Source organism: Pseudomonas sp. 1912-s, from assembly GCF_029269205.1.
Classification (GTDB): domain Bacteria; phylum Pseudomonadota; class Gammaproteobacteria; order Pseudomonadales; family Pseudomonadaceae; genus Aquipseudomonas.
Genome location: NZ_JARIXR010000016.1, coordinates 45977 through 72434, shown reverse-complemented (window position 1 = coordinate 72434; position 26458 = coordinate 45977). Strand labels below are relative to the sequence as shown.

The following is a 26458-nucleotide window of genomic DNA, read 5'->3' as shown; positions in this document are numbered from 1 at the left end:
TCGGTCGGTACATCCGACAGACCGTGTCACCCGGGTTTGGGGCCGCTTTGCAGCCCAGCGAGAGCAAGCTCCCTCGCCACAGGTTAGGTATTCAGCGTCAGCTCCAACCTTTCATCAAACCTTCATCAAACGGTTTTACTCCAGTCATGTGCAAGTCATAGGGCTGACACAGCCCGCGCCTACTGTCGTTTGAACTCAAACGCAGCCACGGACGGCTGTTCAACCAGACAGAGAAGCCCATGACTCCAGCTATCCATGTCGATCATCTGAACAAGACCTTTGCGAAGAAGTCCGCACTGGTCGACCTCGAACTCACCGTGGCCACCGGTGAGATGGTCGCGCTGATTGGCGCTTCCGGCTCCGGCAAGTCCACCTTGCTGCGCCACCTCGCGGGCCTGGCTTGTTGCGACAAGAGCAACGGCGGCAGCGTCAAGGTGCTGGGCCGGGAAGTGCAGGCCAGCGGCCGGTTGAATGGCAAGGTGCGGCGCCTGCGCTCCGACATCGGCTATATCTTCCAGCAGTTCAACCTGGTCAATCGCCTGAGTGTGCTCGACAACGTGCTGCTCGGTTGCCTGGGCCGCATGCCGCGCTGGCGCGGCAACCTCGGTTTGTTCAATGCCGAGGAAAAACAGTTCGCCATGGAATCCCTGGCCCGCGTCGGCCTGGCAGACCTCGCCGCACAACGCGCCTCCACCTTGTCCGGCGGCCAGCAGCAGCGCGTGGCGATTGCCCGCGCCCTGACCCAGCGCGCCGAAGTCATCCTCGCCGATGAGCCCATCGCCTCGCTCGACCCGGAATCGGCGCGCAAGGTCATGGAGATCCTCGCCGACATCAATGGCCGCGACGGCAAGACCGTGGTGGTCACCCTGCACCAGGTAGATTACGCCATGCGTTATTGCCCCCGAGCCGTGGCGCTCAAGGGCGGGCGGATTCATTTCGACGGCCACGCAAGTGAGCTGAGCAGCCAGTTCCTCAATGATTTGTACGGTGCCGATGTCGACACCAGCCTGATGTTTTCCGACCAGACCCGCACACCCGTCGTCCCCGCACGGTTGGCCCTGGCCCGCGCTTGAAACCCCAATAACGACCCACAGGAATCCTCTCCATGTTGAACCGTATCGGTCATGTGTTTCTGTCCGCAGTCCTGCTAGCCAGCGTGGCCATGGGCAATGCCCAGGCCGCCGACAAGGCGATCAATTTCGGCATCATGTCCACCGAGTCTTCGCAGAACCTCAAGAGCATCTGGCAGCCATTTTTGGATGACATGCACAAGAAGACCGGTCTCACCATCAACGCCACCTTCGCCTCCGACTACGCCGGCCTGATCCAGGGCATGCGCTTCAACAAGGTCGACGTGGCCTGGCTGGGCAACAAGGCGGCGATGGAAGCGGTGGACCGCTCCAACGGCGAAATCTTCGCCCAGACCGCCGCCGCCAACGGTGCCGCCGGTTACTGGAGCGTGCTGATCGTGCGCAAGGACAGCCCGATCAACAACGTCGATGACATGCTCAAGAACGCCAAGAACCTGACCTTCGGCAACGGTGACCCGAACTCCACCTCGGGCTACCTGGTACCCGGCTACTACGTGTTCGCCAAGAACCACGTCGACGCTGCCACCGCCTTCAAACGCACCCTCAACTCCAGCCATGAAGTCAACGCACTGAGCGTGGCCAAAGGGCAGTTGGACGTCGCCACCTTCAACACTGAAAGCTGGGACCGCCTGGAAGTCACCCAGCCGGACAAGGCCGCCATGCTCAAAGTGATCTGGAAATCGCCGCTGATCCCCGCCGACCCAATGGTGTGGAGCAAGGCCCTGAGCGACAGCGAGAAAACCAAGATCCGCGATTTCTTCGCCAACTACGGTGACACCGACGAAGAGAAGGCCGTGCTGAAGAACATGCAACTGGGCAAGTTCCTCAAGTCCAGCGACGACCAACTGCTGCCGATCCGCCAACTGGAGCTGTTCAAGCAGCGCACCACCATCAGCGCCGACGACCACCTGGAAGCCGCCGACAAGGCCAAGAAACTCGCCGACATCGACGCCGACCTCGCGAAGCTGCAAGAGCGCATCACCGAACTGGACAAGAAGACCGCAGCCAACGGCTGATCCTGTGGAGGAAGGCGTTTGTGGCGAGGGAGCTTGCTCCCGTTCGACAGCGCAGCTGGAGTCGGCTTTTTGGGGGCGCTTCGCACCCCAGCGGGAGCAAGCTCCCTCGCCACAACAAGCCCAGTTACCACATTTACTGAGAGTGACCCATGACTACCTTGCATGCTGAAGCAGTGGGCAAAAGGACTTGGCCGCAATACCTGGGCTGGGGCCTGTTCCTGGTCCTGCTGGCCTGGGCCTGGCACGGCGCCGAAATGAACCCGCTGGCGCTGTACCGCGACTCCGGAAACATGGCGACCTTCGCCGCCGACTTCTTCCCGCCGGACTTCCACGAATGGCGCTCCTACCTCAAGGAGATGATCGTCACCGTGCAGATCGCCCTCTGGGGCACGGTGCTGGCGATTGTCTGTTCGGTGCCGCTGGGCATTCTGTGCGCCGAGAACATCACGCCCTGGTGGATTCACCAGCCGTTGCGCCGGGTGATGGATGCGTTCCGTTCGATCAACGAAATGGTCTTCGCGATGTTGTTCGTGGTCGCGGTCGGCCTCGGTCCTTTTGCCGGTGTCCTGGCCTTGTGGATCAGCACCACCGGCGTGCTCGCCAAGCTGTTTGCCGAAGCCGTCGAAGCCATCGACCCGGGCCCCGTTGAAGGCGTCCGAGCCACCGGCGCCAGTGCCCTGCAAGAGGTGATCTACGGCGTGATCCCGCAAGTGATGCCGCTGTGGGTGTCCTACGCGCTCTACCGATTCGAGGCCAACGTGCGTTCGGCGACGGTGGTGGGGATGGTCGGTGCCGGCGGTATCGGCGTGATCCTGTGGGAGAACATCCGCGCCTTTCAGTTCGTGCAGACCTGCGCGGTGCTGCTGGTGATCATCGTGGTGGTGAGCTGTATCGACGTGCTGTCCCAACGCCTGCGCAAGCAGTTCATCTGACGACGGAGGGGTGCCCTTGGGCGCTTTTTTTTAAGCATGCAGTTGTCTAGACAAGATGAGCCGGTGTACCGCGAACTCGCCGATATCCTGCGCCGTGAACTGAGCAGTTATCACGCCGGGGACTTCCTGCCGGGCGAGGTGCAATTGGCCGAACGCTTTGGCGTGAACCGCCACACCCTGCGCCGCGCCATCGACGAGCTGGTGTTCGAAGGCAGCCTGTTGCGCCGCCAGGGCAAGGGCACCCAAGTGCTCGACCGCCCGCTGATTTACCCGATGGGCGCCGAGACCTCCTACAGCCAGTCGTTGTCGGCCCAGGGCGTAGGCGTGGAAGCGCTGCTGCTCAAGCGCCGCTACTGCTTCGCCAGTCGCGACGAGGCGCAACAACTGGGCATCGCCGAGATGGCGCCGATGATCGAGCTGCAAACCCTGCGCAAGCTCGACCACCAGCCGGTCAGCCTGATCCGCCACCGCTACTGCGCCAGCCATGCGCCGCTGCTGGCGGACTACAACGGCGGCTCGCTGCGCCACTACCTGCGTGAACGCGACATGCCGTTGACCCGCACCCAAAGCCTGATCGGCGCGCGGTTACCCAACCGCGACGAAGCCGCGCTGCTGATGATGCCCCGGCACTTGCCGGCGCTCACCGTATTTACCCTTTCCCGCGATCGCGACGGCCGCCCGGTGGAGCTGGCGCAGTCCACCAGCCGTTCGGATCGCTTCCAGTACCAAGTGGTGACCTGATGGAGACCCTGATGAACCTGTCCCCGCGTCAACACTGGATCGGCGTGCTCGCCCGCGCCTTTCGCAGTGAATTGCTGCCCCATGAAGACGCCCTGCGCGACGTGGATTACCAACTGATCCGCGCCCCGGAAATCGGCATGACCCTGGTGCGTGGCCGCATGGGCGGCAATGGCGCGCCGTTCAACGTCGGCGAAATGAGCGTGACCCGTTGCGTGGTGCGCCTGGCCGACGGCCGCACCGGCTACAGCTACCTGGCCGGGCGCGACAAGGTCCACGCCGAATTGGCGGCCCTGGCGGATGCGCATTTGCAGGGCGCGCACCCGAGTCTCTGGCTCAGCGATCTGATCCGCTCACTGGCCAACGCGCAGGCCGCACGCCGGGCGCAAAAAGAGGCCGATACCGCCGCCACCAAGGTCGAGTTTTTCACCCTGGTTCGAGGAGAAAACTGATGAATGCCCAACGCTTGCAACCGGCGTTTGTAGACCCGGTGCTGGACGCCCAGCGCGGTTTTCGCGGGGCCCTCAAGGCCCTCGCCGAGCCCGGTTTGATCCAGTCCTTGCCCGCTGCCCCCAGCCTTGAAGGCCTGGCGCCGGCCACCTATGCGCTGTGCCTGGCGTTGCTGGATACGGACACGCCGCTGTGGCTGGCGCCGAGTTTCGACACGCCGCTGATTCGCGCCAACCTGGCCTTCCACTGCGGCTGCCCGCTGACCGCCAACCGTGAAGAGGCCGCGTTCGCCTTGCTCGGTGAGCAGGACCTGCTCGACCTCAGCGGCTTCGACCACGGCAATGATCGCTACCCCGATCAGTCCTGCACCTTGCTGGTCCAGTTGACCGACCTGGAAGCCGGTCGCGCCTTGAACTGGCGCGGGCCAGGAATCAAGACCCAGCGTCAGGTCAACCTGCCGGTGCCCCAGGCCTTCTGGCTGGAACGCCAGCGCCGCGAGACGTTTCCCCGTGGCCTGGACGTGTTGTTCGCCGCCGGCCATCACCTGATCGGCCTGCCCCGCAGTACCCGAATTGCACAGGAGCGTGCCTGATGTACGTAGCCGTCAAGGGTGGCGAACAGGCCATCGACAATGCCCACCGTCTGCTGGCGAAAAAACGCCGGGGCGATACGGCCATTCCTGAATTGAGCGTGGAGCAGATCCGCGAGCAACTGCCACTGGCGGTCGCCCGGGTGATGAGCGAGGGCTCGCTGTACGACACCGAACTGGCCGCGCTGGCGATCAAGCAAGCGGCGGGGGACCTGGTGGAAGCGATCTTCCTGCTGCGGGCCTACCGCACCACGTTGCCACGCTTCAGCCCGAGCCTGCCGATCGATACCGCGCAGATGTCCCTGAGCCGGCGTTTGTCGGCGACGTTCAAGGACGTGCCGGGCGGGCAACTGCTGGGCCCGACCTTCGACTACACCCATCGCCTGCTGGACTTCGCGCTGCTGGCCGAAGGTGAATACCCGGGCCCGCACACCACGCCGGATGCGACCCTGGAGGCGTGCCCGAGAGTCCTGGGTTTGCTGGCTAAAGAAGGCCTGATCAAGAACGAGTCCGACGACAGCGGCAGCGTCGCCGACATCACCCGCGACCCGCTGGAATACCCGGCCAACCGTGCCCAGCGCCTGCAAGCCCTGGCCCGTGGTGATGAAGGTTTCCTGCTGGCGCTGGGTTACTCCACCCAGCGCGGTTACGGCCGCAACCACCCGTTCGCCGGCGAGATTCGCATCGGTGAGGTCGAGGTGTGGATCGACCCGCAAGAGCTGGGTTTCCCGGTCTGCCTGGGCAGCATCGAAGTCACCGAGTGCGAGATGGTCAACCAGTTCGTCGGTTCGGCGACCGAGCTGGCGCAGTTCACTCGCGGCTACGGTTTGGCGTTCGGGCATGCCGAGCGCAAGGCCATGGGCATGGCCCTGGTGGACCGCTCGCTGCGGGCCAGCGAGTTCAACGAAGAGATCGTCTCGCCGGCCCAGCAGGAAGAGTTCGTGTTGTCTCACTGCGACAACGTCGAAGCGGCGGGCTTCGTGTCCCACCTCAAATTGCCTCACTACGTGGACTTCCAGTCCGAGCTGGAACTGATCCGCAAACTGCGCCAACCGGCCGAGGGCACCCGCCATGAATGACCTGACTCAAACGCCTGCGCGCGACCCGGCGTACAACTTCGCCTACCTCGACGAGCAGACCAAACGCATGATCCGCCGCGCCTTGCTCAAGGCCGTGGCGATCCCCGGTTACCAGGTGCCGTTTGGTGGTCGCGAGATGCCGCTGCCTTACGGCTGGGGCACCGGCGGCATGCAACTGACCGCCGCGATTCTGGGGGCCGATGATGTGCTCAAGGTCATCGACCAGGGCGCCGACGACACCACCAACGCCGTGTCGATCCGCCGCTTTTTTGCGCGCACGGCGGGGGTTGCCACCACCGAAAGCACCCCGGACGCCACGGTGATCCAGACCCGCCACCGCATCCCGGAAACCCCGTTGCAGGCCGACCAGATCATGGTCTACCAGGTGCCGATCCCGGAGCCGCTGCGCTTTATCGAACCGTCGGAAACCGAGACCCGCACCATGCACGCCCTCAATGATTACGGGGTGATGCACGTAAAGCTCTACGAAGACATCGCCACCTTCGGCCATATCGCCACCAGCTACGCCTACCCGGTGATGGTGGACGAGCGCTACGTGATGGACCCATCGCCGATCCCGAAATTCGACAACCCGAAACTCGACATGAGCCCGGCGCTGATGCTGTTCGGTGCCGGTCGCGAAAAGCGCCTGTACGCGGTGCCGCCGTACACCCAGGTCACCAGCCTGGACTTCGAAGACCACCCGTTCGAAGTGCAGAAGTGGGAGCACAACTGCGCCATCTGCGGCAGCCATGAATCGTTCCTCGATGAGCTGATTCTGGACGACGCCGGTACCCAGAGTTTTGTGTGTTCCGACACCTGGTATTGCGCCCAGCGGGTCAAGGAGAACAACCAGTGAGCCAGCCTTTGCTACACGTACGTGACCTGTCTTTGCTCTACGGCCCGGAGAAGGGTTGCCAGGACGTCAGCTTCGATTTGTACCCCGGCGAAGTGCTGGGGATTGTCGGCGAATCCGGCTCGGGTAAATCCACCTTGCTCTCGTTGCTCAGCGGGCGTTTGCCGCCGCAGGCCGGGAACATCGGCTATCGCGGCAAGGACGGCGAATGGCTGGATCTGTACAGCGCCAGCGAAGCTGAACGCCGCACCTTGCTACGCACCGAATGGGGCTTTGTCGAGCAAAACCCACGGGATGGCTTGCGCATGGGCGTCTCGGCCGGCGCCAACATCGGCGAGCGCCTGATGGCCCAGGGCGTACGCAATTACCAGCAACTGCGCGGTGCCGGTCTGGACTGGCTGGGCCAGGTGGAAATCGATCCGCAGCGCATCGACGACTTGCCCCGGACCTTCTCCGGCGGCATGCAACAGCGCCTGCAAATCGCCCGCAACCTCGTCTCCAGCCCGCGCCTGGTTTTTATGGACGAACCCACCGGCGGCCTGGACGTGTCGGTGCAAGCGCGCTTGCTCGACCTGTTGCGCGGCCTCGTGCGCGAGCTGGATTTGGCCGTGGTGATCGTAACCCACGACCTCGCCGTGGCGCGTCTGCTGGCCGACCGCTTGATGGTGATGCGCCGTTCGCGGGTGGTGGAATCCGGGCTGACGGACCAGATCCTCGACGATCCGCAGCACCCTTACTCTCAACTGCTGGTGTCTTCGGTATTGCAGCCATGACGAATGCCTTGATCGAGGTCCGTGATCTCTCGAAAACCTTCACCTTGCACCAGCAGAACGGCGTGGTGCTGAACGTGCTGCGCGGGGTGGAATTCAGTGTGAAGGGCGGTGAGTGCCTGGTGCTGCACGGCCAGTCCGGCGCCGGTAAAAGCACGTTGCTGCGCACCCTGTACGGCAACTACCTGCCGGCGGGCGGCAGCATCCGTGTGCAGCATGCCGGCGAGTGGCTGGAGCTGGTCGGTGCAGAGCCCCGGGACATTCTGCAGGTACGCCAGCAGACCCTGGGCTACGTCAGCCAGTTTCTGCGGGTGATCCCGCGTGTGGCTTGCCTGGACGTGGTGATGGAGCCAGCCCTGGCCCGTGGCTGGTCGAAGGCCTATGCCCAGTCACGCGCTGAACACCTGCTGACGCGCCTGAACATCCCCCAGCGGTTGTGGCAGCTCGCGCCCGGCACCTTCTCCGGTGGCGAGCAGCAACGGGTCAATATCGCCCGCGGCTTCATGGTGGCCTGGCCGGTGATGCTGCTGGACGAACCCACCGCGTCCCTCGATGACAGCAACCGCCAGGTGGTGCTGGAACTGATGAACGAAGCCAAGGCCGCCGGTGCTGCATTGATCGGCATCTTCCACGACCGCGCCGCCCGTGAAGCGGTCGCCGACCGCCATTTCGACATGACCCCCGCGCCTATTGCCCAAGAGGAATACGCTCATGCCCGCTGAACAGATCCTCAGTAATGCCCAGCTGGTGACGGCTGACCGCATGTTCCTTGGCAGCGTGGTGCTGCGTGACGGGCTGATCGTCGACATCGCCGAAGGCCGCAGCCAACTGCCCCAGGCCCAGGACCTGGGCGGTGATTTCCTGCTGCCGGGTCTTGTGGAGTTGCACACCGACAACCTGGAAAAACACATGACCCCGCGTCCCGGCGTGGACTGGCCGTCCACCTCGGCGGTGCTCAGCCATGATGCGCAGATCATCGCGGCCGGCATCACCACGGTGTTCGACGCGGTGTCCATCGGCGATGTGAATCCCAAGGGCAACCGCATGAAAAAACTGCCGGCGATGCTCGATGCCATCGCCTCGGCAGAAGGCGCCGGCCTGACCCGCGCCGAACACCACCTGCACCTGCGTTGCGAGCTGTGCCACCCGGACACGTTGAGCGTGTTCCGCGACCTGGTGGAAAACCCGCTGGTGCGCCTGGTGTCGGTGATGGACCATTCGCCGGGCCAGCGCCAGTTCGTGCTCGAATCCAAGTACCGTGAGTACTACATGGGCAAGTACCACCTCAACGACGAGACCATGGATGCATTCATCGTGCTGCAAATGGCCAACTCCAGGGAGTACAGCGACCGTTACCGTGCGGCGATCGTCGAGCATTGCCTGGCGCGCGGGCTGTCGGTGGCCAGTCATGACGACGCGACGTTGGCGCATGTCGAGGAGTCGGCGCGCTACGGCATGACCATCGCGGAGTTCCCCACGACCCTGGAAGCCGCCCGTGGCTGCCAGGCGCTGAGCATGAAAGTGCTGATGGGCGCGCCGAACGTGGTGCGTGGCGGGTCCCACTCGGGTAATGTGGCCGCCGCCGGCCTGGCTGCCGAGGGATTGCTGGATATACTTTCCAGTGACTACTACCCGGCCAGCCTGCTGCAGGCGGCGTTCGTGCTGGCCGATCAGCAGGACGGCGGCGATCTTTCCCGGGCGGTGAAGATGATCAGCCTGGCGCCGGCACACGCCGCGGGCCTGGACGATCGCGGCGAAATCGCCCTGGGCCTGCGGGCCGACCTGGTGCAAGCGAAAAAAAGCCGCGACGGACTGCCCGTGGTCCAACAAGTCTGGCGACAAGCGAAGAGGGTGTTTTGATGGCAGGCAGGTTGATCTATCTCATCGGACCATCGGGTTCGGGCAAGGACAGCCTGCTGGATGCCGCACGACCGCGTTTGGCCGAGCGTGGCTGCCGCATCGTGCGGCGGGTCATCACCCGCTCGGCAGAAGCGGTGGGCGAAGCCGCTCAGGGTGTGAGCCCGGCGCAGTTTGCCGCGATGGAGGCCGAGGGCGCGTTTGCCCTCTGCTGGCACGCCAACGGCTTGTCCTATGGCATCCCCCGGGAGATTGATGAGTGGCTGGCGGCGGGGCACGACGTGCTGGTCAACGGCTCCCGTGGCCATCTGGCGCAGACCCGGCTGCGTTACCCGAACCTGCTGGTGGTGTTGCTGACGGTGGACCAGGCGGTGTTGCGCCAGCGCTTGTTGGCGCGGGGCCGCGAATCCCTGGACGATATCGATCAGCGGCTGGCGCGCAATGCGCGATTCGCCGAGGGCTTGAGCAGTGCACCGGACGTGTTCCTGCTCGACAACTCCGGCCAGTTGGAACACACGGTCGAGCGCCTGCTTCGCTGCCTCGACGGGCAATCCGCATGCGCCTGACGCTGCTGGGCACCGGTGACGCGCGACAAGTCCCGGTGTATGGCTGTGAGTGCGCCGCTTGTGGTCTGGCCCGCAGTGACGAGAGCCTGCGGCGCCGCCCGTGCAGCGCGTTGATCGAGTGCGGCGACCAGCGCTGGTTGATCGACAGCGGCTTGCCCGACCTCACCGAACGCTTCCCGCCGCGCAGCTTCAACGGGATTTTCCAGACCCATTACCATGCCGATCACGCCCAAGGCCTGCTGCACTTGCGCTGGGGTCAGGGCCTGGTGATTCCGGTGCATGGGCCGGTGGATGCGCAAGGTTTGTCCGACCTGTACAAGCACCCCGGCATCCTGGATTTCAGCCAGCCGTTTGGCGAGTTTGAAACCCGCCGGTTTGGTGAACTGAGCGTCACCGCGTTGCCGCTGCTGCATTCCAAACCCACCCTGGGTTATCTGCTGGAAGGCGAAGGGCGGCGCATTGCCTACCTCACCGACACCGTCGGCCTGCCAACCGCCACCCGCGACTGGCTGCAACGCGAGCCGCTGGATGTGCTGGTACTCGACTGCTCCATGCCGCCCCAGCCGCAGGCGCCCCGTAATCACAATGATTTGACGCTGGCGTTGCAGTGCATTGAGGACGTCGGCGCCGAGTTGGGCGTGCTGACCCATGTGGGGCATACGCTGGATGCGTGGCTGATGCAGCACCGGCGCGAGTTGCCCCGCAACGTCACCGTGGGCTGGGATGGCAGGGTGATTTAACCCAACTCTTGAACTCGCCGCAGATCCAATGTGGGAGCCCGCTCCCACATTGAGCCTTCATCGTTCTCAAAGCTTTATTCCAAACTGGCCTGTCAGTGCTTTTCGCCCCTTTGGCGTAAGCCCAAGCGCACGACTATCCAGGTCCTGGGTGACCCACTGGCGGCTGATCACGCTTTGCAGAAAAGCCGCCCCCAGCGCCCCGGCCAAATGCGGGCGGCGCATGCTCCAGTCCAGGCACGAGCAGGCGAAACGACGCCGCTGGACGCGAAGCGCTTGCACATCAACACCCAATTCGGTCATCGCTTTTACACCGGCTTGCGTGAGTTGGTAGGTGCCGTCACCCATCAGCCAGCCGGCCTCGATGAAATGGTCATGCAGGCGCACGGCCAACGTCCCGGCCATGTGGTCGTAGCAGGTCCGTGCGAACTGCAAGCGATTGGGCGTGGTTGCAACGAACGCCGTTGCAGTGTTTTGGCTGATCACCATCAGCGCTTCAATCACCTGGGCAACGTGAGGGCCTGCGAGGCTGTAATACCGATGCCGGCCCTGAGTATGCAGCTTCACCAGCCCGTCATCCTTGAGCCTGGCCAAGTGGGCGCTGGCGGTGGAGGCGCTGACCTCGGCGATGACTGCCATTTCGGTGCTGGTGCGCGCATGGCCGTCCATCAGTGCGCAAAGCATTTTGGTCCGTGCAGGTTCCGCAATCGCGCCAGCGACCCGGGAGAGGGCAGAGTCTTCTTGGTGGGCATTCATATTTCGTTCCTGAACGAATCGTTGCCGTGTGCGGTGGCAGATAGTAGCGGTTCTTTAGGCACAGGATGTACTGAATGACCCCGCTGGAAGCTGCGACACACAACAACCCTTATGAGTATTACGCAGGCTTGAGGCTCAACGGCGAGCTGCTGTTCGATGAAGGTCTCGGGCTATGGATCGCCAGCACTGCCAGGATGGTCGAGGCGGTGCTGGCGCATCCCGATTGCCGGGTGCGGCCACTGCACGAGCCGGTGCCTGCGGCCATTGCGCAAGGCGCGGCGGGGCAGGTGTTTGCGTCATTGATGCGCATGAATGAAGGCGCGGGCCATCGGTGCCCCAGGGCGGTCATTGAGCCGGCGCTGGCTTCGGTGGTGACTGCGGATGTCATAACCCGCATCGGTCCCCCGGCGGCTGATTTGAACGAATTTATGTTCACGTTACCGGTGTCGGCGGTCGCGCATTGGCTGGGTTTTCCAGGCGACCAACTGGGGGAAGTCGCCCGGATGACACGTGATTTTGTCGCCTGCCTTTCACCGCTGAGCAGTGAGACTCAGATCCGCGATGCGCACACCGGGGCGAGCCGGCTAAGGGAAATGTTCAGCGGGTTGCTGGCGCAAACAGGGTTGCGGGAGCACATCCTTCGCAACTACGAAGCCAGTAGCTGGGAAGCCCCTGACGCATTGATCGCCAACCTGATCGGGCTGCTGTCACAGACCTGCGAAGCCAGTGCAGGTCTTATCGGCAACACCTTGGTCACACTGCATCGGCGCCCCGATCTGCTGGAACTCGTCCAGCGTAGGCCGCCCCTCACCATTGCGTTGGTCGAGGAGGTCGCTCGCTACGATTCTCCGGTGCAGAACACCCGACGATTCGTGGCCAGCCGCTGCACCATTGGCGACCGCACTCTGGAGGCTGGAGACACTGTGCTGGTGTTGCTGGCGTCGGCCAATCGGGATCCTGCGGCGAACCCGGAACCCGACCGATTTTTACTCGAGCGCCAGCAACGACAAACCTTCAGTTTCGGCTTGGGAAGGCATCAGTGTCCGGGTCAAAAAATCGCGCTCAGCATTGCCGCGCAGGCGATCCAGGATTTACAGCGTCGTCAGCAAGGTGTGCTGAGCAGCCCGTGTGCGTTCAGTTACTGGCCGTCTCTGAATGGGCGCATTCCGCGCTTTCACGGGTAAGGATCAGCGCAACACACCCTCCATAAACTCGATAAACGCCCGGGCCTTGGCACTGACCATTCGGCCTGTGGGCAACACGGCCCACAAGTCCCGTGGCGGCAGTTCCCAGTCGGTGAGGACTGCCTTGACCTCGCCACTGGCGATCTCCGGCATGAACATCCATTCGGCGGTCATCGCCACGCCATGGTGGGACAGCACACCAGCGCGAATACCTTCGGAGGACGTGACGCGCAGGCGTCCGTGAGCGACCACCGGGTATTGATGGGCACCTTGAGTGAAGGTCCAGCAGGTGCTTTCGCTCAAGCTATAGATCACCGCCTGGTGGTGCAGGAGGTCTGCCGGGGAGCGGGGTTCGCCATGGCGTTCAAAGTAGGCGGGCGTGCCGAAAATCCGGCAGGGGCTTTGGCCAATCTTGCGGGCCGTCAGGCCGGAGTCACTCAGGTTGCCGATGCGCAGTGCGACGTCGATACCTTCTTCCACCAGATTGAGCAGGCGGTCGTCGAGTACGACGTCGACGTTCAGGCCGGGGTGTTGCTCAAGGAACGGCCCCAGGTTGGGAATGATCTGCAAACGGCAAAAAGTCACGCCCGCGCTGATGCGCAGGGTGCCCGACAGACCATTGCTGGCGCCCCGGGCGGCGTCGTCGGCATCGTTGGCCTCGTCGACCGCGCGCTTGGCCTTCTCAAAAAACGCCAGGCCCGCCTCGGTGGGCGTCAGTCCCCGGGTGGAACGCATCAGCAGCCTGACCGCCAGCCGGGCCTCCAGTTGGGCAATGCCTTTGGACACGGCGGGCTGGCCAATGCCCATGCGTTTTGCGGCCGCGGAAAACGAGCCGGTCTCGACGACGTGGACGAAGGTTTCCATGGCGGTGAGGCGGTCCATTGGGTGTCCTTGTGGATTGGTGGGGCAAGGCGTGCAGCATCGCCAGGATGAGTTTAATCCGGGTTTATCGGGATGGCTGGCGGGAATGATGGTGTCTTGGAGATTAGGGTAGAAGACAGTCGGTTGGCATAGGATTTATGCCCTGAGGGAATAGAGGTTCTGTCGAGCACAAAGTAAAAAGCCGCTCGTCATTTCTGGCGGATGCGGCTTTGGAGAAGTTGGTGCGGTTGTAAGTTTGACTAGGCGGTGGCCACCGCCCCTTGGCGCGATGCACTCAGGAACCGCAACAATGCCACCAGCGGGAACGCGCTGCCCACCAGCATCACCCCCAGCCAGCCGCCGTGTTCGTACACGCTGCTGGCAATCGCCGAGCCGAAGGCGCCGCCGATGAAGATGCTGGTCATGTACAGCGCGTTCAGCCGGCTGCGGCTGTTGGCGTCGAGGGCGTAGATGGCGCGTTGGCCGAGGACCATGTTCATTTGCACGCAGAAGTCCAGGACCACGCCGGTGACCGCCAGGCCAATCACGCTGTACAGCGGGTGCACGAAGGCGGGCAGGAAGCTCAGCGCCGCAAACAGCATCGCCAGCAGTGAGGCGCGGTGGGTGTGGCCGGCATCCGCCAGGCGCCCGGCAATGGGGGCGGCGATGGCGCCGAGGGCACCCACCAGGGCGAACAGGGCGATCTGGCTTTGGCTCAGGCCATGGTTGCGGGACAGTTCCAGTGGGGCAGCGGTCCAGAACAGGCTGAAGGTCGCGAACATGCAGCCCTGGTAAAACGCCCGCTGGCGCAGCACCGGCTGGCGGCGCAGCAAGGTGCCCAGGGAGCCCAGCAATTGGCCGTAGCTGGCGGCATGATCGGGTTGGCGCTTGGGGATGGTCAGCATCAGCACCACGCTGATAAACGCCATCAGGGCTGCGGCAGCCATGAACATGGCGCGCCAGCCGAAGTGGTCAGCCACCACGCTGGACACAGGCCGGGCCAGCAGGATACCCAGCAGCAAACCGCCCATGATGCTGCCGACCACTCGGCCACGGGATTCCGCCGGTGCCAGGTGCGCCGCCAGGGGAATCAGGATTTGTACCGACACCGAACTGAAGCCGATCAGCAGCGACACCAGCAGGAACAGGTTCGGCTGTTCGGTGAAGGCTGCGCCCAGCAAGCTGGCGATGGCCACCACGGTGGTGATGATCATCAGCCGGCGATTTTCCAGCAGGTCGCCCAGCGGCACCAGGAAGAACAGGCCCAAGGCATAGCCGATCTGGGTCAGGGACACGATGAGGCTGGCCATGGCCGGCGTGAGGCCGATGTCCGGGGCAATCAGTTCGATGATCGGTTGGGCGTAGTAGATGTTGGCGACGATGGCGCCGCAACAGAACGCAAACAGCATCACCATGCCTCGGGTCATGGTGCTTGTAGCGTGGGGCGTAGCGTTCATGGTGTTCTCATAAAAGCGAAGGAAAGAGGCGAGCGAGCATAAAGACTGGCCCCGGGCGGGAGTAGCCCGTTTGTGGTGATAACACTCATGCCGGGCATTAATGACTGAAACGTTAACTTTCGGGCTGAAGGTCGATGATACATTCAGTCACAACTGCATAAACAGGAAATCGACTGCCATGAAGATGACTTTCAACAAGATGCTCTTGGCCTCAAGCCTGGCCGCGCTGATGACCGTGGGCGTCGCCCAGGCCCAGGATGCCCCGCGTGTGGGCGTGCGGGGTGCGATTACCGCGATCGACGGCGATGCGATGCACGTCAAGGTCAACAGCGGTGAGGACGTCACCGTGAACCTGACCAAGGACACCCTGGTGCGCGCCGTCACCCTGGCCAAAATCGAAGACATCAAGCCTGGCAGTTACATCGGGTCGGCGGCCATGCCCAACGCGGATGGCACCCTGACGGCGCTGGAAGTCCACGTATTCCCGCCGGCCATGGCAGGCACAGGTGACGGGCACCGTGCGTTCGACCTGAAGGAAGGCAGCAGCATGACCAACGGCACCGTGGGTGACCTGGTGGTGAGCAATGGCCGGACATTGACCGTGAAGTACAAGGGCGGCGAGCAGAAGATCGTGGTGCCGGATGACGTGCCGATCGTCAACCTTGAGCCGGGTGATCGCAGCTTGCTGAAACCTGGGGTGAAGGTGGTGATGTTTGCGGCGAAGGGCGCGGATGGGAGTGTGACGGCCCAGGCGATTTCGGCGGGCAAGGATGGCGTGACGCCGCCGATGTAACGGCTGAACACGGAAACAAATGTGGGAGCGGGCTTGTGTGGGAGCCGGGCTTGCCCGCGATGCAGGCACCTCGGTCTATCAGACAAACCGAGGTGAGGCTGTCGCGGGCAAGCCCAGCTCTCACAAAAGCCAGCTCCCAAACTGGACTGCATTTCTTCAGTTAGAGCGGATTACTGCCCGCTGTAGATCTGATCAAAAATCCCACCATCATTGAAGTGGGTCTTCTGCACCGTACGCCAGTCACCAAAGGTCTTCTCGACCGAGAGGAAGTCAACTTTCGGGAAGCGGTCGGTGTACTTGGCCAGCACTTTCGGGTCACGTGGACGCAGGTAGTTGTTGGCAGCGATTTCCTGGCCTTCCGGCGACCACAGGTACTTCAGGTATTCCTCGGCAGCCACTTTGGTGCCTTTTTTCTCGACCACTTTGTCGACGATCGACACCGGCGGCTCGGCTTCAGCGGAGACGCTCGGGTAGATCACTTCGAACTGATCACGGCCGAATTCACGGGCGATCATTTCGGCTTCGTTCTCAAACGTCACCAGCACGTCGCCGATCTGGTTGGTCATGAACGTGGTGGTAGCGGCACGGCCACCGGTGTCCAGCACAGGCGCGTGTTTGAACAGGTCGCCGACAAACTTCTTGGCCTTGTTCTCGTCACCGCCGTTCTTCAGTACATAACCCCAGGCCGACAGGTAGGTGTAGCGGCCATTACCGGAGGTTTTCGGGTTTGGCACGATGACTTGCACGCCATCCTTGAGCAAGTCCGGCCAGTCTTTCAGGGCTTTCGGGTTGCCTTTGCGCACGATGAACACCGTGGCCGAGGTGAACGGCGCACTGTTGTTCGGCAGGCGGGTAACCCAGTTGTCCGGCACCAGTTTGCCGTTGTCTGCCAGGGCATTGATGTCGGTGGCCATGTTCATGGTGATCACGTCAGCCGGCAGGCCGTCGATCACCGAGCGCGCTTGTTTGCTCGAACCACCGAAGGACATCTGCAGGGTCAGCTTGTCGTCTGGATGCTCGGCCGCCCAGTGTTTCTGGAAGGCGGCGTTGTAGTCCTTGTAGAAGTCGCGCATCACGTCATAGGAGACGTTGAGCAGGGTGACCGGGGCGGCCTGGACGACGCCAGCCAGTGCGAGGCCGGCGGCCAGGAGAGAGGCACTAACGAGTTTTTTCACTGCTCATTCCTTGTTGTTCGAGAAGGTTTTGAAACGCATGGGGGCAATATGCCAGCGACTATAACGGGGGGCGCATAGTCGCTTAAAGATTAAAAAGAACTTTGCTTATTCCAGTTTCTTGAAAAGCGCGCTGCCACACCGTGAGCAAAACGCCGCATTGGGCTCATGGCTGTTTTTCTTGCACACCGGGCAATCCGTTTCCAATTGCTCACCGCGCATGGCGTTGGCCAGTTCGGCGGTGAAGATCCCGGTGGGCACCGCGATGATCGAATAACCGGTGATCATCACCAGCGACGAAATCACCTGGCCCAGCGGGGTCTTCGGCACGATGTCGCCAAAGCCCACGGTGGTCAGCGTTACGATCGCCCAATAGATGCCCTTGGGAATACTGGTAAAGCCGTGTTCCGGACCTTCGATTACGTACATCAAGGTGCCGAACACCGTCACCAGGGTGCAGACGCTGACCAGGAACACCACGATCTTCTGCTTGCTGCCCCGCAGCGCCGACATCAGGTAGTTGGCCTGTTTGAGGTACGGCCCGAGCTTGAGCACGCGGAAGATCCGCAGCATCCGGATGATCCGGATAATCAGCAGGTACTGCGCGTCGCTGTAATACAGCGCCAGGATCCCGGGCACGATGGCCAGCAAATCCACCAGCCCATAAAAGCTGAAGGCATAGCGCAACGGCTTGGGCGAACAGTACAGCCGCAGCCCGTACTCGATGGCGAAAATGATGGTGAAGCCCCACTCGATGTAGGCCAGCACATCGGCGTAGTTCTGGTGGATCTGGTCGATGCTGTCGAGCATCACGATGACCAGGCTGGCAAGTATGATCAGCAGCAGGATGCCATCGAAGCGCCGTCCGGCGACGGTGTCGCTTTGGAATACCATGACGTAGAGCCGCTGACGCCAGTCGTTGTTGCTGTCCATAAAGCCCGCCTGAATTGAAGATCAGCGAAGCCTAGGGTGATTCGAACGGGCTGTCCATGCGGGCTTTCTGCATCACCCGATGACTGGCGCGCACCAGCCAGGTGGCGAGGATAAACGGTGCGGTCAGCGCGGGCAGGTTGAGGCCGGTGAAGCCGGGTGTGAGGATGATCGCCAGTAGAATGCCGATCAGCGGCAGCCAGGGTTGGCGGCGATGCTGGCTGAGGGCCAGGGCGGCCAGCGCCGGGTTATAGCTGTGCAGCCCGAGCAGGGCGCTCGCGGGTTCGTTCATCAACAGGGCGATCAGTACGCCGAGGCTGGCGCCGGCCAGCGCCCACAACGCGGCGCGGCGGCTGGCGAGCAGCAGGCCGAGGGCGATCAACAGGCCGGCCAGGGGCTGGTCCAGCAGGATCACTTGGGCCAGCCCATTAAATGGCGCGCAGAGCAGTGCCCAGGTGCCGGGTTCGCTGGCGGTGAAGGCGGTGGGCGAAGCGGGGCCGAGCAGCAGCCAGCCGAGTACCACAAACGGTGCGGTGTAGGCGGGCAGGTCGTCGGGGTTGGCAGCGCGTTTGAGCCATTGGCGAGTAAGGATCGCGCTGAGGCCGCCGCAGGCGAGAATCAACGGCGGTAGCAGTGCCGACCAGGTGAAGTGCTGGCTGATCAGCAAGCCGAGCAGCACGCCGTTGTAGCTATATAAGCCAGCCTGGCGCTCGGCCTTGGGATAGGCGCGGCGTTGGGCGGTCAGCAGCCCGGCGACACCACCCAGCAGCGCGCCGCCGAGCAGGGCCGGGGCGCCGACAAGGATCGCCAGCAGGCAGAGCAGGCCACACAGCGGGTGGCGCTGCAGGAAAATCTGGCTGAAGCCGTTGAGCAGGGCTTCGGCCCAGTCGGGGCAGGGTTGGTTGGGCATGGTGGGTGAGTCTGAGGGACCGAGTTGCCCCCATCGCAGGCAAGCCAGCTCCCACATTTGAACGGGTTCACAAATCAAAATGTGGGAGCCGGGCTTGCCCGCGATGAGGCCCTTACAGGCGCTAGATCAACGTCTCTATCCGTAGCGAGTTGGTCGAGCCCGGCTGCCCAAACGGCACCCCCGCGGTAATCACCAACGTGTCCCCGCGCTGCGCCATACCTTGTGCCTGGGCAATTTCCAGCGCCGTGGAACACACCTCGTCCACCTGCCGCAGCCGGTCATTCACCACTGAGTGCACGCCCCACGCCACGCTCAAGCGTCGCGCCGTGGACAGGTTCGGCGTCAGGTTCAGGATCGGCACCGTTGGCCGTTCCCGCGCCGCCCGCAGGCTGGAGGTGCCGGACTCGCTGTAGTTCACCAGCACCGCCACCGGCAGGATGCTGCTGATGCGGCGAATCGCGCAGCTGATGGCGTCCGACACCGTGGCCTCAGCCTTGGGCCGGCTGACGTCCAGCTGGGCCTGGTAATCCGGGCCGTTTTCCACCTGGCGAATGATCTTGCTCATCATCAGTACGGCTTCCAGCGGGTATTCGCCGGAAGCGGTTTCCGCCGACAGCATCACCGCATCCGCCCCTTCAGCCACTGCGTTGGCCACGTCGGTGACTTCGGCGCGGGTCGGCGCCGGGGAGAAGCGCATCGACTCAAGCATCTGCGTCGCCACCACCACCGGTTTACCCAACTGGCGGCAGACACCAATGATGTCTTTCTGGATTTGCGGCACGCTTTCCGCCGGCACTTCCACCCCCAGGTCCCCTCTGGCGACCATGATTGCGTCGCTCAACTCGGCGATTTCCTGCAGGCGCTGCACCGCCGATGGCTTTTCGATCTTGGCCATCAGGAAGGCTTTGTCGCCGATCAATTCACGGGCTTCGCGGATGTCTTCCGGGCGTTGCACAAACGACAGCGCCACCCAGTCCACACCCAGTTCCAGGCCGAAACTCAGGTCGCGGCGGTCCTTGGCGGTCAGCGGGCTGAGTTCCAGCAATGCCTGGGGCACGTTCACGCCTTTACGGTCTGACAGTTCGCCGCCATTGAGCACGGTGGTGTCGATGGCCTCGGAATGCTTGGTGATCACCCGCAGGCGCAGCTTGCCGTCGTCCAGCAGCAGGTCCATGCCGGGCTGCAGGGCCGCGATGATTTCCGGGTGCGGCAGGTTTACCCGCCGCTGGTCACCGGGTGTCGGGTCCAGGTCCAGGCGCAGGGCCTGGCCGCGAATCAGTTGTACCTTGCCTTCGGCAAAGCGCCCGACCCGCAGCTTCGGCCCTTGCAGGTCCATGAGGATGCCAAGGGGATAGTTGAGCTGGCGCTCCACCTGGCGAATCCACTGGTAGCGCTGGGCATGATCGGCGTGATCGCCGTGGCTGAAATTCAGGCGGAAGATGTTCACCCCGGCTTCCACCAGCTCACGGATGTCGTCAATGCTGTCGGTGGCCGGGCCCAGCGTGGCGAGGATTTTGACCTTCTTGTCAGGCGTCATGTTCGGGGGACTCTCTTTCAGGGCTTTCAAGAATCAGAATGGCGCGAAAATCGTTGACGTTGGTGCGGGTCGGCTCGGTGATGATCAAGCCGTCGAGGGCCGCGAAATAGCCGTAGCCATTGTTGTTGTCCAGCTCATCGCTGGCGCTCAGGCCCAGGGCTTCGGCGCGGGCGTAGCTGGTGGGCGTCATGATCGCCCCGGCGTTGTCTTCGGAGCCGTCGATGCCGTCGGTGTCACCCGCCAGGGCGTAGACGCCGGGCAGGCCCTTGAGGCTGTCGGTGAGGCTCAGCAGGAATTCGGCATTGCGCCCGCCACGGCCATTGCCGCGCACGGTGACGGTGGTTTCGCCGCCGGAAAGGATCACGCAAGGCGCCGCCAGCGGCTGGCCGTGCTGGATGATCTGCCGGGCGATGCCGGCGTGCACCTTGGCCACGTCCCGCGCCTCGCCTTCCAGGTCGCCGAGGATCAGCGGGCTGAAGCCGGCCTGGCGGACTTTCACCGCCACCGCTTCCAGGGATTGTTGGGGGCGGGCGATCAACTGGAAATGGCTGCGGGCGAGGACCGGGTCGCCGGGCTTGACCGTTTCCGACTCCGGGCTTTGCAGCCAGGTGCGCACCGACGCCGGGATTTCAATCTGGTAGCGCTTGAGGATCGCCAGCGCCTGTTGCGAAGTGCTCGGGTCGCCGACGGTAGGGCCCGACGCGATGACCGTGGCCTGGTCGCCCGGCACATCGGAAATCGCGTAGGTGTAGACCGTGGCCGGCCAGCTTGCCCGGGCGAGGCGGCCACCCTTGATTGTCGAGAGGTGCTTGCGCACGCAGTTCATCTCGCCAATGGTGGCGCCGGATTTGAGCAAGGCTTTGTTGATCGCTTGCTTGTCCGCCAGCGTGATGCCAGCGGCGGGCAGGGCGAGCAGCGCAGAGCCACCGCCGGAGAGCAGGAAAATCACGCGGTCGTCTTCGCTGAGGTTGCTGATCAACTCCAGCACGCGCTTGGCCACGGCTTGGCCGGCGGCATCCGGGACCGGGTGTGCGGCTTCGACCACTTCGATTTTCTTGCAGGGTGCACCGTGGCCATAGCGGGTGACCACCAGGCCCGAGACTTCTCCTTGCCAGCAGTTTTCCACCACCAGCGCCATGGCGGCGGCGGCTTTGCCGGCACCGATCACGATGACACGGCCGCTGCGGTCGGCGGGCAGATAGGGTTCGAGGACTTGCCGGGGGTGGGCAGCGTCGATGGCTGTGGCAAACAGCTCGCGAAGCAGGTGTTGCGGATCGACCGACATAAGCGGGCTCCCGGGGATTCTTGTTATTAGAGGCAATGCAAAAACTGTAGGAGCCGGCTTGCCGGCGATGGCGGCCTGAAGGCTGGCGGTGAAGCGGGTGGCCTCATCGCCGGCAAGCCGGCTCCTACAGGGAAGGGCGGGCGTTACTTATCGCGAATCGAAAAATTCGCCATATGTTCCAGGCCTTTGATCAGCGCCGAGTGGTCCCAGTTGCCGCCACCGATGGCCGTGCAGGTGCTGAACACCTGTTGGGTGCCGGCGGTGTTGGGCAGGTTGATCCCCAACTCCTTGGCACCGGCCAACGCCAGGTTCAAATCCTTCTGGTGCAGGTTGATGCGGAAGCCCGGATCGAAGGTGCCCTTGATCATGCGCTCGCCATGCACTTCGAGGATCTTCGACGAAGCAAAACCTCCCATCAGGGCTTCCCGTACCTTGGCCGGGTCGGCACCGTTCTTCGAGGCGAACAGCAGCGCTTCGGCCACCGCCTGGATGTTCAGGGCGACGATGATCTGGTTGGCCACCTTGGCGGTCTGGCCATCGCCATTGCCGCCCACCAGGGTGATGTTCTTGCCCATGGCCTGGAACAGCGGCAGGGCGCGTTCGAAGGTGTGCGGGTCGCCGCCGATCATGATGCTCAGGGTGCCGGCCTTGGCGCCGACTTCACCACCGGACACCGGGGCGTCGAGGTAGCGTGCGCCGGTCTCGTTGATCTTCGCGGCGAAGGCCTTGGTGGCGGTGGGCGAGATCGAGCTCATGTCGATCACCACTTTGTTCGGCCCCAGGCCTGCGGCCACACCGTCGGCACGGAACAGCACGTCGTCGACCTGCGGGGTGTCGGGCACCATGACGATGATGAATTCGGCTTCCTGGGCCACTTGCTGCGGGTTGGCCAGGGCCACCGCGCCAGCGGTGATCAGTTCAGCCGGGGCCTTGCCGTGATGCTCGGACAGGAACAGTTGGTGCCCGGCCTTTTGCAGGTTGGCGGCCATGGGTTGGCCCATGATGCCGGTGCCGATAAATCCGATTTTAGCCATGATTAAAATCCTCTTATTGTTTTTGTGGGTTAGATCGCATTGTGGCTTTTGAGCCAACCCAAACCCGCTTCGGTGGTGGTCAACGGCTTGTACTCACAGCCGACCCAGCCCTGATAACCAATGCGGTCCAAATGTTCGAACAGGAAGCGGTAGTTGATCTCACCGGTGCCCGGCTCGTTGCGCCCCGGGTTGTCCGCCAGCTGGATGTGGTTGATCTCATCCAAGTGGTTCGCCATGGTGCGGGCGAGGTCGCCTTCCATGATTTGCATGTGATAGATGTCGTACTGCAGGAACAGGTTGGCACTGCCCACCTGCTCGCGAATCGACAGGGCCTGCGCCGTGTTGTTCAGGTAGAAACCCGGGATGTCGCGGGTGTTGATGGCTTCCATCACCAGCTTGATGCCCACTGCTTGCAGCTTGTCGGCGGCGTACTTGAGGTTGGCGACGAAGGTTTTTTCCAGCGTCGCGTCATCCACGCCGGCCGGGCGAATCCCCGCCAGGCAGTTGATCTGGGTATTGCCCAGCACCTGGGCGTAGGCGATGGCCAGGTTGACCCCGGCGCGGAACTCCTCGACCCGGTCCGGGTGGCACGCCAGGCCGCGCTCGCCCTTGGCCCAGTCACCGGCCGGCAGGTTGAACAGCACTTGGGTCAGGCCGTGGGCATCGAGTTGCGCCTTGATTTCAGCCGAGCTGAACTCATAGGGAAACAGGTATTCCACACCACTGAACCCCGCGTCGGCGGCGGCTTTGAAACGGGCAAGAAAGTCCTGTTCGGTAAACAGCATGGACAGGTTGGCGGCGAAACGCGGCATGGGGTTCTCCTTAATCGAGCAGTGAAATGGCGGTCGGCGCGTCGTTGCCCACCAGTGCCAGATCTTCGAATTCGTTGACGGCGTTGATCTCGGTGCCCATGGAAATATTGGTCACCCGCTCCAGAATGATTTCAACGATCACCGGCACCTTGAACTCTTCGATCATCTCCTGAGCCTTGCGCAGTGCAGGCTGGATCTGACCCGGCTCGAACACGCGCAGGGCCTTGCAACCCAGGCCTTCGGCGACGGCCACGTGGTCGACGCCATAACCGTTGAGTTCCGGCGCGTTGAGGTTGTCGAAGGACAGCTGCACGCAGTAGTCCATCTCAAACCCGCGCTGGGCCTGGCGGATCAGCCCCAGGTAGGAGTTGTTCACCACCACGTGGATGTACGGCAGCTTGAACTGCGCGCCCACGGCCAGCTCTTCGATCATGAACTGGAAGTCATAGTCGCCCGACAGCGCGACAACCTTGCGGGTCGGATCAGCCTTGACCACACCCAGCGCGGCCGGAATGGTCCAGCCGAGCGGGCCGGCCTGGCCGCAGTTGATCCAGTGGCGTGGCTTATAGACGTGCAGGAACTGTGCGCCGGCAATCTGCGACAGGCCGATGGTGCTGACGTAGCAGGTGTCTTTGCCGAACACCTGGTTCATCTCTTCGTACACCCGCTGCGGCTTGACCGGCACGTTGTCGAAGTGGGTCTTGCGGTGCAGGGTGGCCTTGCGCTGCTGGCAATCGTGGAGCCAGGCGCTGCGGTCCTTGAGCTTGCCGGCGGCTTTCCACTCGCGGGCTACTTCTATGAACAGGGTCAGGGCGGAACCGGCGTCGGACACGATGCCCAGGTCCGGGGTGAACACGCGGCCGATTTGCGTCGGCTCGATGTCCACGTGAATGAATTTGCGGCCCTCGGTGTACACCTCCACCGAACCGGTGTGGCGGTTGGCCCAGCGGTTACCGATGCCCAGCACCACGTCCGATTTCAACATCGTCGCGTTGCCGTAACGGTGGGACGTTTGCAGGCCTACCATGCCCACCATCTGCGGGTGATCGTCGGGGATCGTGCCCCAGCCCATCAGCGTCGGGATCACCGGGATGCCGGTCAGCTCGGCGAACTCCACCAGCAGCTCGCTGGCGTCGGCGTTGATCACGCCGCCACCGCTCACCAGCAAGGGGCGTTCGGCCTGGTCCAGCAGGGCCAGGGCTTTTTCCACCTGGATGCGGGTGGCCAGTGGCTTGGCCAGGGGCAGCGGCTGGTAGGCGTCGATGTCGAATTCGATCTCGGCCATTTGTACGTCGAACGGCAGGTCGATCAGCACCGGGCCCGGGCGGCCGGAGCGCATTTCATAGAAGGCTTTCTGAAAGGCATACGGCACCTGGCCGGGTTCCAGGACGGTGGTCGCCCACTTGGTCACCGGCTTGACGATGCTGGTGATGTCGACGGCCTGGAAGTCTTCCTTGTGCATCCGTGCCCGCGGCGCCTGGCCGGTGATGCACAGGATCGGGATCGAGTCGGCCGAGGCGCTGTACAGGCCGGTGACCATGTCGGTGCCCGCCGGGCCCGAAGTGCCGATGCACACGCCGATATTGCCGGCCTTGGTGCGGGTGTAGCCCTCGGCCATGTGCGAGGCGCCTTCAACGTGGCGAGCAAGGACGTGATCGATGCCACCGACCTTCTGCAAGGCCGAATACAGCGGGTTGATCGCGGCGCCCGGGATACCGAAGGCGGTGTCGACCCCTTCACGGCGCATCACCAGGACAGCGGCTTCGATTGCTCTCATTTTGCTCATGGTTTTGGTGCCTCTTGCGTTTTGTAATTGTATACAAGTGGTGTTTGTCCGAAGTGTATTCACGGCGAGCGGGGCAGGTCAATCCATTTTCTTGGGTGGCCTTTACGTTCGTCGGAAGCCTTCTGGACAGGAATATTTCGACGTGTGGTGCGCATGTTTCAAAATATTGTATACAAAAAATAAATCTATTGTGTTCTATTTGTTTGATCGAGCTTCTGATCAGACAGAGCCCCACGGCTTTCCCATAACAAGATAAGGACGGCACCCATGAGCGCTTTAACCTTGAAAGTCGCAGTCAACCTGGCCAGCCACGCCATCGCGGCAGGCCGCACCATTTCGGCAGCGCCGCTGACCGTTGCGGTACTCGACAGCGGCGGGCATTTGATTACGTTGCAGCGCGAAGATGGTGCGAGCCTGCTGCGCCCGCAGATCGCGATCGGCAAGGCCTGGGGCGCAATTGCCCTGGGCAAGGGCTCGCGCTTGCTGGCGCTGGATGCGCAGCAGCGGCCGGCGTTTATTGCGGCGTTGAACAGCCTGGGGCAAGGCAGCGTGGTGCCGGCGCCGGGCGGGGTGTTGATTCGGGATCAGGAGGGTGTGGTGCTGGGCGCGATCGGGATCAGCGGGGATACGTCGGATATTGATGAACAGTGTGCGATCAGTGCGATCGAGGGGCAGGGGTTGTGGGCGGATGCGGGGGTTACTGCTTGATTTGAGGTGACTGTGCGGGCCTCTTCGCGAGCAAGCCCGCGATGGCGGCGACCCGGTCTACAGTCAAAGCCAGATCGCATCCCACAGAGGGTAGTCGCCATATTTCTTCACGAGACCCGCTCTCAGGGGATTGGCCACGATGTACCGGGCTATGCCCTCAAGGCTTTCTTCACGCCGCACGGCATGGTTATGGAAGCCCGGTTGCCAAAGGCGCCCTTGACGCCCGGCAACAGCATTTACGATTCGAGTACTTTTGGATTTGACCTGGCGCATCAGGTCAGCCAGAGAACCGTTTTCCAGTGAAATCAACCAGTGGAAATGATCAGGCATTACCACCCAGGCCAATGAGGTTGCCAGACGTTGGTTCTGCGCAATTCTGAACTGCTGCACCACCAGTCTTCCCAGCTTGAAGTCGCTGAATATGGGCTCGCGATGCAGTGTGTTGCTGGTCAGAAGATAAATGCGGTTGGATTCGTTATAGCGCCCTGTGCGCAGACGACATGATGCGGGTAGATCAGGCATTCCGTTGCCCCTTTGCAGAAGTGAGTTCTG

28 protein-coding genes are annotated in these 26458 nt (G+C 62.9%); 16 read left to right on the top strand and 12 right to left on the bottom strand.

Annotated elements, in window-relative coordinates; all coding sequences use genetic code 11:
- The first annotated feature begins 239 nt into the window (after nucleotides 1-239).
- The 13 genes from phnC (at nucleotide 240) to phnP (ending at nucleotide 10684) form a co-directional block, all read left to right on the top strand.
- Entirely contained in the window at nucleotides 240-1073 is an 834-nt protein-coding gene (gene phnC / locus P3C29_RS19915; RefSeq protein ID WP_201125010.1) for a phosphonate ABC transporter ATP-binding protein, read from the top strand.
- Nucleotides 1074-1105: 32 nt separating this feature from the next.
- Nucleotides 1106-2107, top strand: a complete 1002-nt coding sequence (gene phnD / locus P3C29_RS19910; protein WP_169385943.1) for a phosphonate ABC transporter substrate-binding protein — start codon at nucleotides 1106-1108, stop codon at nucleotides 2105-2107.
- Between the two features lie 149 nt (nucleotides 2108-2256).
- Nucleotides 2257-3039, top strand: coding sequence for a phosphonate ABC transporter, permease protein PhnE (gene phnE / locus P3C29_RS19905; protein ID WP_010166166.1), 783 nt, complete (start codon nucleotides 2257-2259; stop codon nucleotides 3037-3039).
- 36 nt (nucleotides 3040-3075) lie between these two features.
- Nucleotides 3076-3780 (top strand): phosphonate metabolism transcriptional regulator PhnF, encoded by a 705-nt coding sequence (phnF, locus tag P3C29_RS19900; protein WP_201125009.1) that lies wholly within the window; start codon nucleotides 3076-3078, stop codon nucleotides 3778-3780.
- An 11-nt stretch (nucleotides 3781-3791) separates the two neighbouring features.
- Nucleotides 3792-4229, top strand: a complete 438-nt coding sequence (gene phnG, locus P3C29_RS19895; protein WP_201125008.1) for a phosphonate C-P lyase system protein PhnG — start codon at nucleotides 3792-3794, stop codon at nucleotides 4227-4229.
- Complete coding sequence (gene phnH / locus P3C29_RS19890) at nucleotides 4229-4819, top strand: phosphonate C-P lyase system protein PhnH (protein WP_275965271.1); 591 nt, start codon at nucleotides 4229-4231, stop codon at nucleotides 4817-4819. The genes phnG and phnH overlap by 1 nt, the downstream gene beginning before the upstream one ends.
- Nucleotides 4819-5895 carry a carbon-phosphorus lyase complex subunit PhnI gene (locus P3C29_RS19885; RefSeq protein ID WP_275965270.1) on the top strand — a complete coding sequence of 359 codons (1077 nt, stop codon included), beginning with the start codon at nucleotides 4819-4821 and terminating at the stop codon, nucleotides 5893-5895. Before phnH ends, P3C29_RS19885 begins: the two co-directional genes overlap by 1 nt.
- A complete protein-coding gene (locus P3C29_RS19880; RefSeq protein ID WP_010166177.1) occupies nucleotides 5888-6754 on the top strand; it encodes an alpha-D-ribose 1-methylphosphonate 5-phosphate C-P-lyase PhnJ in 867 nt (288 codons plus the stop codon). The genes P3C29_RS19885 and P3C29_RS19880 overlap by 8 nt, the downstream gene beginning before the upstream one ends.
- Nucleotides 6751-7524, top strand: coding sequence for a phosphonate C-P lyase system protein PhnK (gene phnK / locus P3C29_RS19875; protein WP_010166179.1), 774 nt, complete (start codon nucleotides 6751-6753; stop codon nucleotides 7522-7524). The genes P3C29_RS19880 and phnK overlap by 4 nt, the downstream gene beginning before the upstream one ends.
- A complete protein-coding gene (gene phnL / locus P3C29_RS19870; RefSeq protein ID WP_275965269.1) occupies nucleotides 7521-8243 on the top strand; it encodes a phosphonate C-P lyase system protein PhnL in 723 nt (240 codons plus the stop codon). Before phnK ends, phnL begins: the two co-directional genes overlap by 4 nt.
- Nucleotides 8233-9381, top strand: coding sequence for an alpha-D-ribose 1-methylphosphonate 5-triphosphate diphosphatase (locus tag P3C29_RS19865; RefSeq protein ID WP_275965268.1), 1149 nt, complete (start codon nucleotides 8233-8235; stop codon nucleotides 9379-9381). The genes phnL and P3C29_RS19865 overlap by 11 nt, the downstream gene beginning before the upstream one ends.
- Nucleotides 9381-9944: a phosphonate metabolism protein/1,5-bisphosphokinase (PRPP-forming) PhnN gene (gene phnN, locus P3C29_RS19860; RefSeq protein ID WP_275965267.1), complete on the top strand. Its 564-nt coding sequence runs from the start codon at nucleotides 9381-9383 to the stop codon at nucleotides 9942-9944. The genes P3C29_RS19865 and phnN overlap by 1 nt, the downstream gene beginning before the upstream one ends.
- Nucleotides 9935-10684: a phosphonate metabolism protein PhnP gene (gene phnP / locus P3C29_RS19855; protein WP_275965266.1), complete on the top strand. Its 750-nt coding sequence runs from the start codon at nucleotides 9935-9937 to the stop codon at nucleotides 10682-10684. The genes phnN and phnP overlap by 10 nt, the downstream gene beginning before the upstream one ends.
- A gap of 66 nt (nucleotides 10685-10750) precedes the next feature.
- On the opposite strand, the gene P3C29_RS19850 is transcribed toward phnP, so the two are convergent.
- Entirely contained in the window at nucleotides 10751-11437 is a 687-nt protein-coding gene (locus P3C29_RS19850; RefSeq protein WP_201125005.1) for a metalloregulator ArsR/SmtB family transcription factor, read from the bottom strand.
- 74 nt (nucleotides 11438-11511) lie between these two features.
- Between P3C29_RS19850 and P3C29_RS19845 the strand changes: the two genes are divergently transcribed.
- Complete coding sequence (locus P3C29_RS19845; RefSeq protein ID WP_275965265.1) at nucleotides 11512-12621, top strand: cytochrome P450; 1110 nt, start codon at nucleotides 11512-11514, stop codon at nucleotides 12619-12621.
- 3 nt (nucleotides 12622-12624) lie between these two features.
- Here P3C29_RS19845 and P3C29_RS19840 read toward each other — a convergent pair whose 3' ends face one another.
- Nucleotides 12625-13503, bottom strand: a complete 879-nt coding sequence (locus tag P3C29_RS19840; protein ID WP_275965264.1) for a LysR family transcriptional regulator — start codon at nucleotides 13501-13503, stop codon at nucleotides 12625-12627.
- Nucleotides 13504-13742: 239 nt separating this feature from the next.
- Entirely contained in the window at nucleotides 13743-14939 is a 1197-nt protein-coding gene (locus P3C29_RS19835) for an MFS transporter (RefSeq protein WP_169385930.1), read from the bottom strand.
- Nucleotides 14940-15117: 178 nt separating this feature from the next.
- Between P3C29_RS19835 and P3C29_RS19830 the strand changes: the two genes are divergently transcribed.
- On the top strand, nucleotides 15118-15732 hold the full coding sequence (locus P3C29_RS19830) for a DUF5666 domain-containing protein (protein ID WP_201125000.1): 615 nt from the start codon (nucleotides 15118-15120) through the stop codon (nucleotides 15730-15732).
- Nucleotides 15733-15902: 170 nt separating this feature from the next.
- Here P3C29_RS19830 and P3C29_RS19825 read toward each other — a convergent pair whose 3' ends face one another.
- The 8 genes from P3C29_RS19825 to gcl form a co-directional block, all read right to left on the bottom strand.
- Entirely contained in the window at nucleotides 15903-16907 is a 1005-nt protein-coding gene (locus P3C29_RS19825; protein ID WP_010166202.1) for a sulfate ABC transporter substrate-binding protein, read from the bottom strand.
- 105 nt (nucleotides 16908-17012) lie between these two features.
- On the bottom strand, nucleotides 17013-17837 hold the full coding sequence (locus tag P3C29_RS19820) for an ion transporter (protein ID WP_275965263.1): 825 nt from the start codon (nucleotides 17835-17837) through the stop codon (nucleotides 17013-17015).
- A gap of 31 nt (nucleotides 17838-17868) precedes the next feature.
- Nucleotides 17869-18744, bottom strand: coding sequence for an urea transporter (locus P3C29_RS19815; RefSeq protein ID WP_275965262.1), 876 nt, complete (start codon nucleotides 18742-18744; stop codon nucleotides 17869-17871).
- Nucleotides 18745-18865: 121 nt separating this feature from the next.
- Nucleotides 18866-20281 (bottom strand): pyruvate kinase, encoded by a 1416-nt coding sequence (gene pyk, locus P3C29_RS19810; RefSeq protein WP_010166207.1) that lies wholly within the window; start codon nucleotides 20279-20281, stop codon nucleotides 18866-18868.
- A complete protein-coding gene (locus tag P3C29_RS19805) occupies nucleotides 20271-21566 on the bottom strand; it encodes a glycerate kinase (protein WP_275965261.1) in 1296 nt (431 codons plus the stop codon). The genes pyk and P3C29_RS19805 overlap by 11 nt, the downstream gene beginning before the upstream one ends.
- A gap of 143 nt (nucleotides 21567-21709) precedes the next feature.
- On the bottom strand, nucleotides 21710-22600 hold the full coding sequence (locus P3C29_RS19800; RefSeq protein ID WP_275965260.1) for a 2-hydroxy-3-oxopropionate reductase: 891 nt from the start codon (nucleotides 22598-22600) through the stop codon (nucleotides 21710-21712).
- Nucleotides 22601-22629: 29 nt separating this feature from the next.
- Entirely contained in the window at nucleotides 22630-23412 is a 783-nt protein-coding gene (gene hyi, locus P3C29_RS19795) for a hydroxypyruvate isomerase (protein WP_010166213.1), read from the bottom strand.
- Nucleotides 23413-23422: 10 nt separating this feature from the next.
- Nucleotides 23423-25198 carry a glyoxylate carboligase gene (gene gcl, locus P3C29_RS19790; protein WP_010166214.1) on the bottom strand — a complete coding sequence of 592 codons (1776 nt, stop codon included), beginning with the start codon at nucleotides 25196-25198 and terminating at the stop codon, nucleotides 23423-23425.
- Nucleotides 25199-25465: 267 nt separating this feature from the next.
- Between gcl and P3C29_RS19785 the strand changes: the two genes are divergently transcribed.
- Nucleotides 25466-25906 carry a heme-binding protein gene (locus P3C29_RS19785; protein WP_169385925.1) on the top strand — a complete coding sequence of 147 codons (441 nt, stop codon included), beginning with the start codon at nucleotides 25466-25468 and terminating at the stop codon, nucleotides 25904-25906.
- A gap of 63 nt (nucleotides 25907-25969) precedes the next feature.
- Here P3C29_RS19785 and P3C29_RS19780 read toward each other — a convergent pair whose 3' ends face one another.
- The gene (locus P3C29_RS19780) at nucleotides 25970-26428 is read right to left on the bottom strand and encodes a transposase (RefSeq protein WP_275965259.1); all 459 of its coding nucleotides are present in this window, start codon (nucleotides 26426-26428) and stop codon (nucleotides 25970-25972) included.
- Nucleotides 26429-26458: the final 30 nt, after the last annotated feature.

What these genes read in the sequence shown, in the direction of transcription:
- phnD (WP_169385943.1), top strand. Translation starts at nt 1,106, where the DNA reads ATGTTGAACCGTATCGGTCATGTGTTTCTGTCCGCAGTCCTGCTAGCC.
- hyi (WP_010166213.1), bottom strand. Translation starts at nt 23,412, where the DNA reads ATGCCGCGTTTCGCCGCCAACCTGTCCATGCTGTTTACCGAACAGGAC.
- phnN (WP_275965267.1), top strand. Translation starts at nt 9,381, where the DNA reads ATGGCAGGCAGGTTGATCTATCTCATCGGACCATCGGGTTCGGGCAAG.
- phnC (WP_201125010.1), top strand. Translation starts at nt 240, where the DNA reads ATGACTCCAGCTATCCATGTCGATCATCTGAACAAGACCTTTGCGAAG.
- pyk (WP_010166207.1), bottom strand. Translation starts at nt 20,281, where the DNA reads ATGACGCCTGACAAGAAGGTCAAAATCCTCGCCACGCTGGGCCCGGCC.
- phnL (WP_275965269.1), top strand. Translation starts at nt 7,521, where the DNA reads ATGACGAATGCCTTGATCGAGGTCCGTGATCTCTCGAAAACCTTCACC.
- P3C29_RS19820 (WP_275965263.1), bottom strand. Translation starts at nt 17,837, where the DNA reads ATGGACAGCAACAACGACTGGCGTCAGCGGCTCTACGTCATGGTATTC.
- P3C29_RS19845 (WP_275965265.1), top strand. Translation starts at nt 11,512, where the DNA reads ATGACCCCGCTGGAAGCTGCGACACACAACAACCCTTATGAGTATTAC.
- phnE (WP_010166166.1), top strand. Translation starts at nt 2,257, where the DNA reads ATGACTACCTTGCATGCTGAAGCAGTGGGCAAAAGGACTTGGCCGCAA.
- P3C29_RS19805 (WP_275965261.1), bottom strand. Translation starts at nt 21,566, where the DNA reads ATGTCGGTCGATCCGCAACACCTGCTTCGCGAGCTGTTTGCCACAGCC.
- phnH (WP_275965271.1), top strand. Translation starts at nt 4,229, where the DNA reads ATGAATGCCCAACGCTTGCAACCGGCGTTTGTAGACCCGGTGCTGGAC.
- phnF (WP_201125009.1), top strand. Translation starts at nt 3,076, where the DNA reads ATGCAGTTGTCTAGACAAGATGAGCCGGTGTACCGCGAACTCGCCGAT.
- P3C29_RS19850 (WP_201125005.1), bottom strand. Translation starts at nt 11,437, where the DNA reads ATGAATGCCCACCAAGAAGACTCTGCCCTCTCCCGGGTCGCTGGCGCG.
- P3C29_RS19785 (WP_169385925.1), top strand. Translation starts at nt 25,466, where the DNA reads ATGAGCGCTTTAACCTTGAAAGTCGCAGTCAACCTGGCCAGCCACGCC.
- P3C29_RS19830 (WP_201125000.1), top strand. Translation starts at nt 15,118, where the DNA reads ATGAAGATGACTTTCAACAAGATGCTCTTGGCCTCAAGCCTGGCCGCG.
- phnG (WP_201125008.1), top strand. Translation starts at nt 3,792, where the DNA reads ATGAACCTGTCCCCGCGTCAACACTGGATCGGCGTGCTCGCCCGCGCC.
- phnP (WP_275965266.1), top strand. Translation starts at nt 9,935, where the DNA reads ATGCGCCTGACGCTGCTGGGCACCGGTGACGCGCGACAAGTCCCGGTG.
- P3C29_RS19880 (WP_010166177.1), top strand. Translation starts at nt 5,888, where the DNA reads ATGAATGACCTGACTCAAACGCCTGCGCGCGACCCGGCGTACAACTTC.
- P3C29_RS19835 (WP_169385930.1), bottom strand. Translation starts at nt 14,939, where the DNA reads ATGAACGCTACGCCCCACGCTACAAGCACCATGACCCGAGGCATGGTG.
- P3C29_RS19840 (WP_275965264.1), bottom strand. Translation starts at nt 13,503, where the DNA reads ATGGACCGCCTCACCGCCATGGAAACCTTCGTCCACGTCGTCGAGACC.
- P3C29_RS19885 (WP_275965270.1), top strand. Translation starts at nt 4,819, where the DNA reads ATGTACGTAGCCGTCAAGGGTGGCGAACAGGCCATCGACAATGCCCAC.
- P3C29_RS19815 (WP_275965262.1), bottom strand. Translation starts at nt 18,744, where the DNA reads ATGCCCAACCAACCCTGCCCCGACTGGGCCGAAGCCCTGCTCAACGGC.
- P3C29_RS19865 (WP_275965268.1), top strand. Translation starts at nt 8,233, where the DNA reads ATGCCCGCTGAACAGATCCTCAGTAATGCCCAGCTGGTGACGGCTGAC.
- P3C29_RS19800 (WP_275965260.1), bottom strand. Translation starts at nt 22,600, where the DNA reads ATGGCTAAAATCGGATTTATCGGCACCGGCATCATGGGCCAACCCATG.
- gcl (WP_010166214.1), bottom strand. Translation starts at nt 25,198, where the DNA reads ATGAGCAAAATGAGAGCAATCGAAGCCGCTGTCCTGGTGATGCGCCGT.
- P3C29_RS19780 (WP_275965259.1), bottom strand. Translation starts at nt 26,428, where the DNA reads ATGCCTGATCTACCCGCATCATGTCGTCTGCGCACAGGGCGCTATAAC.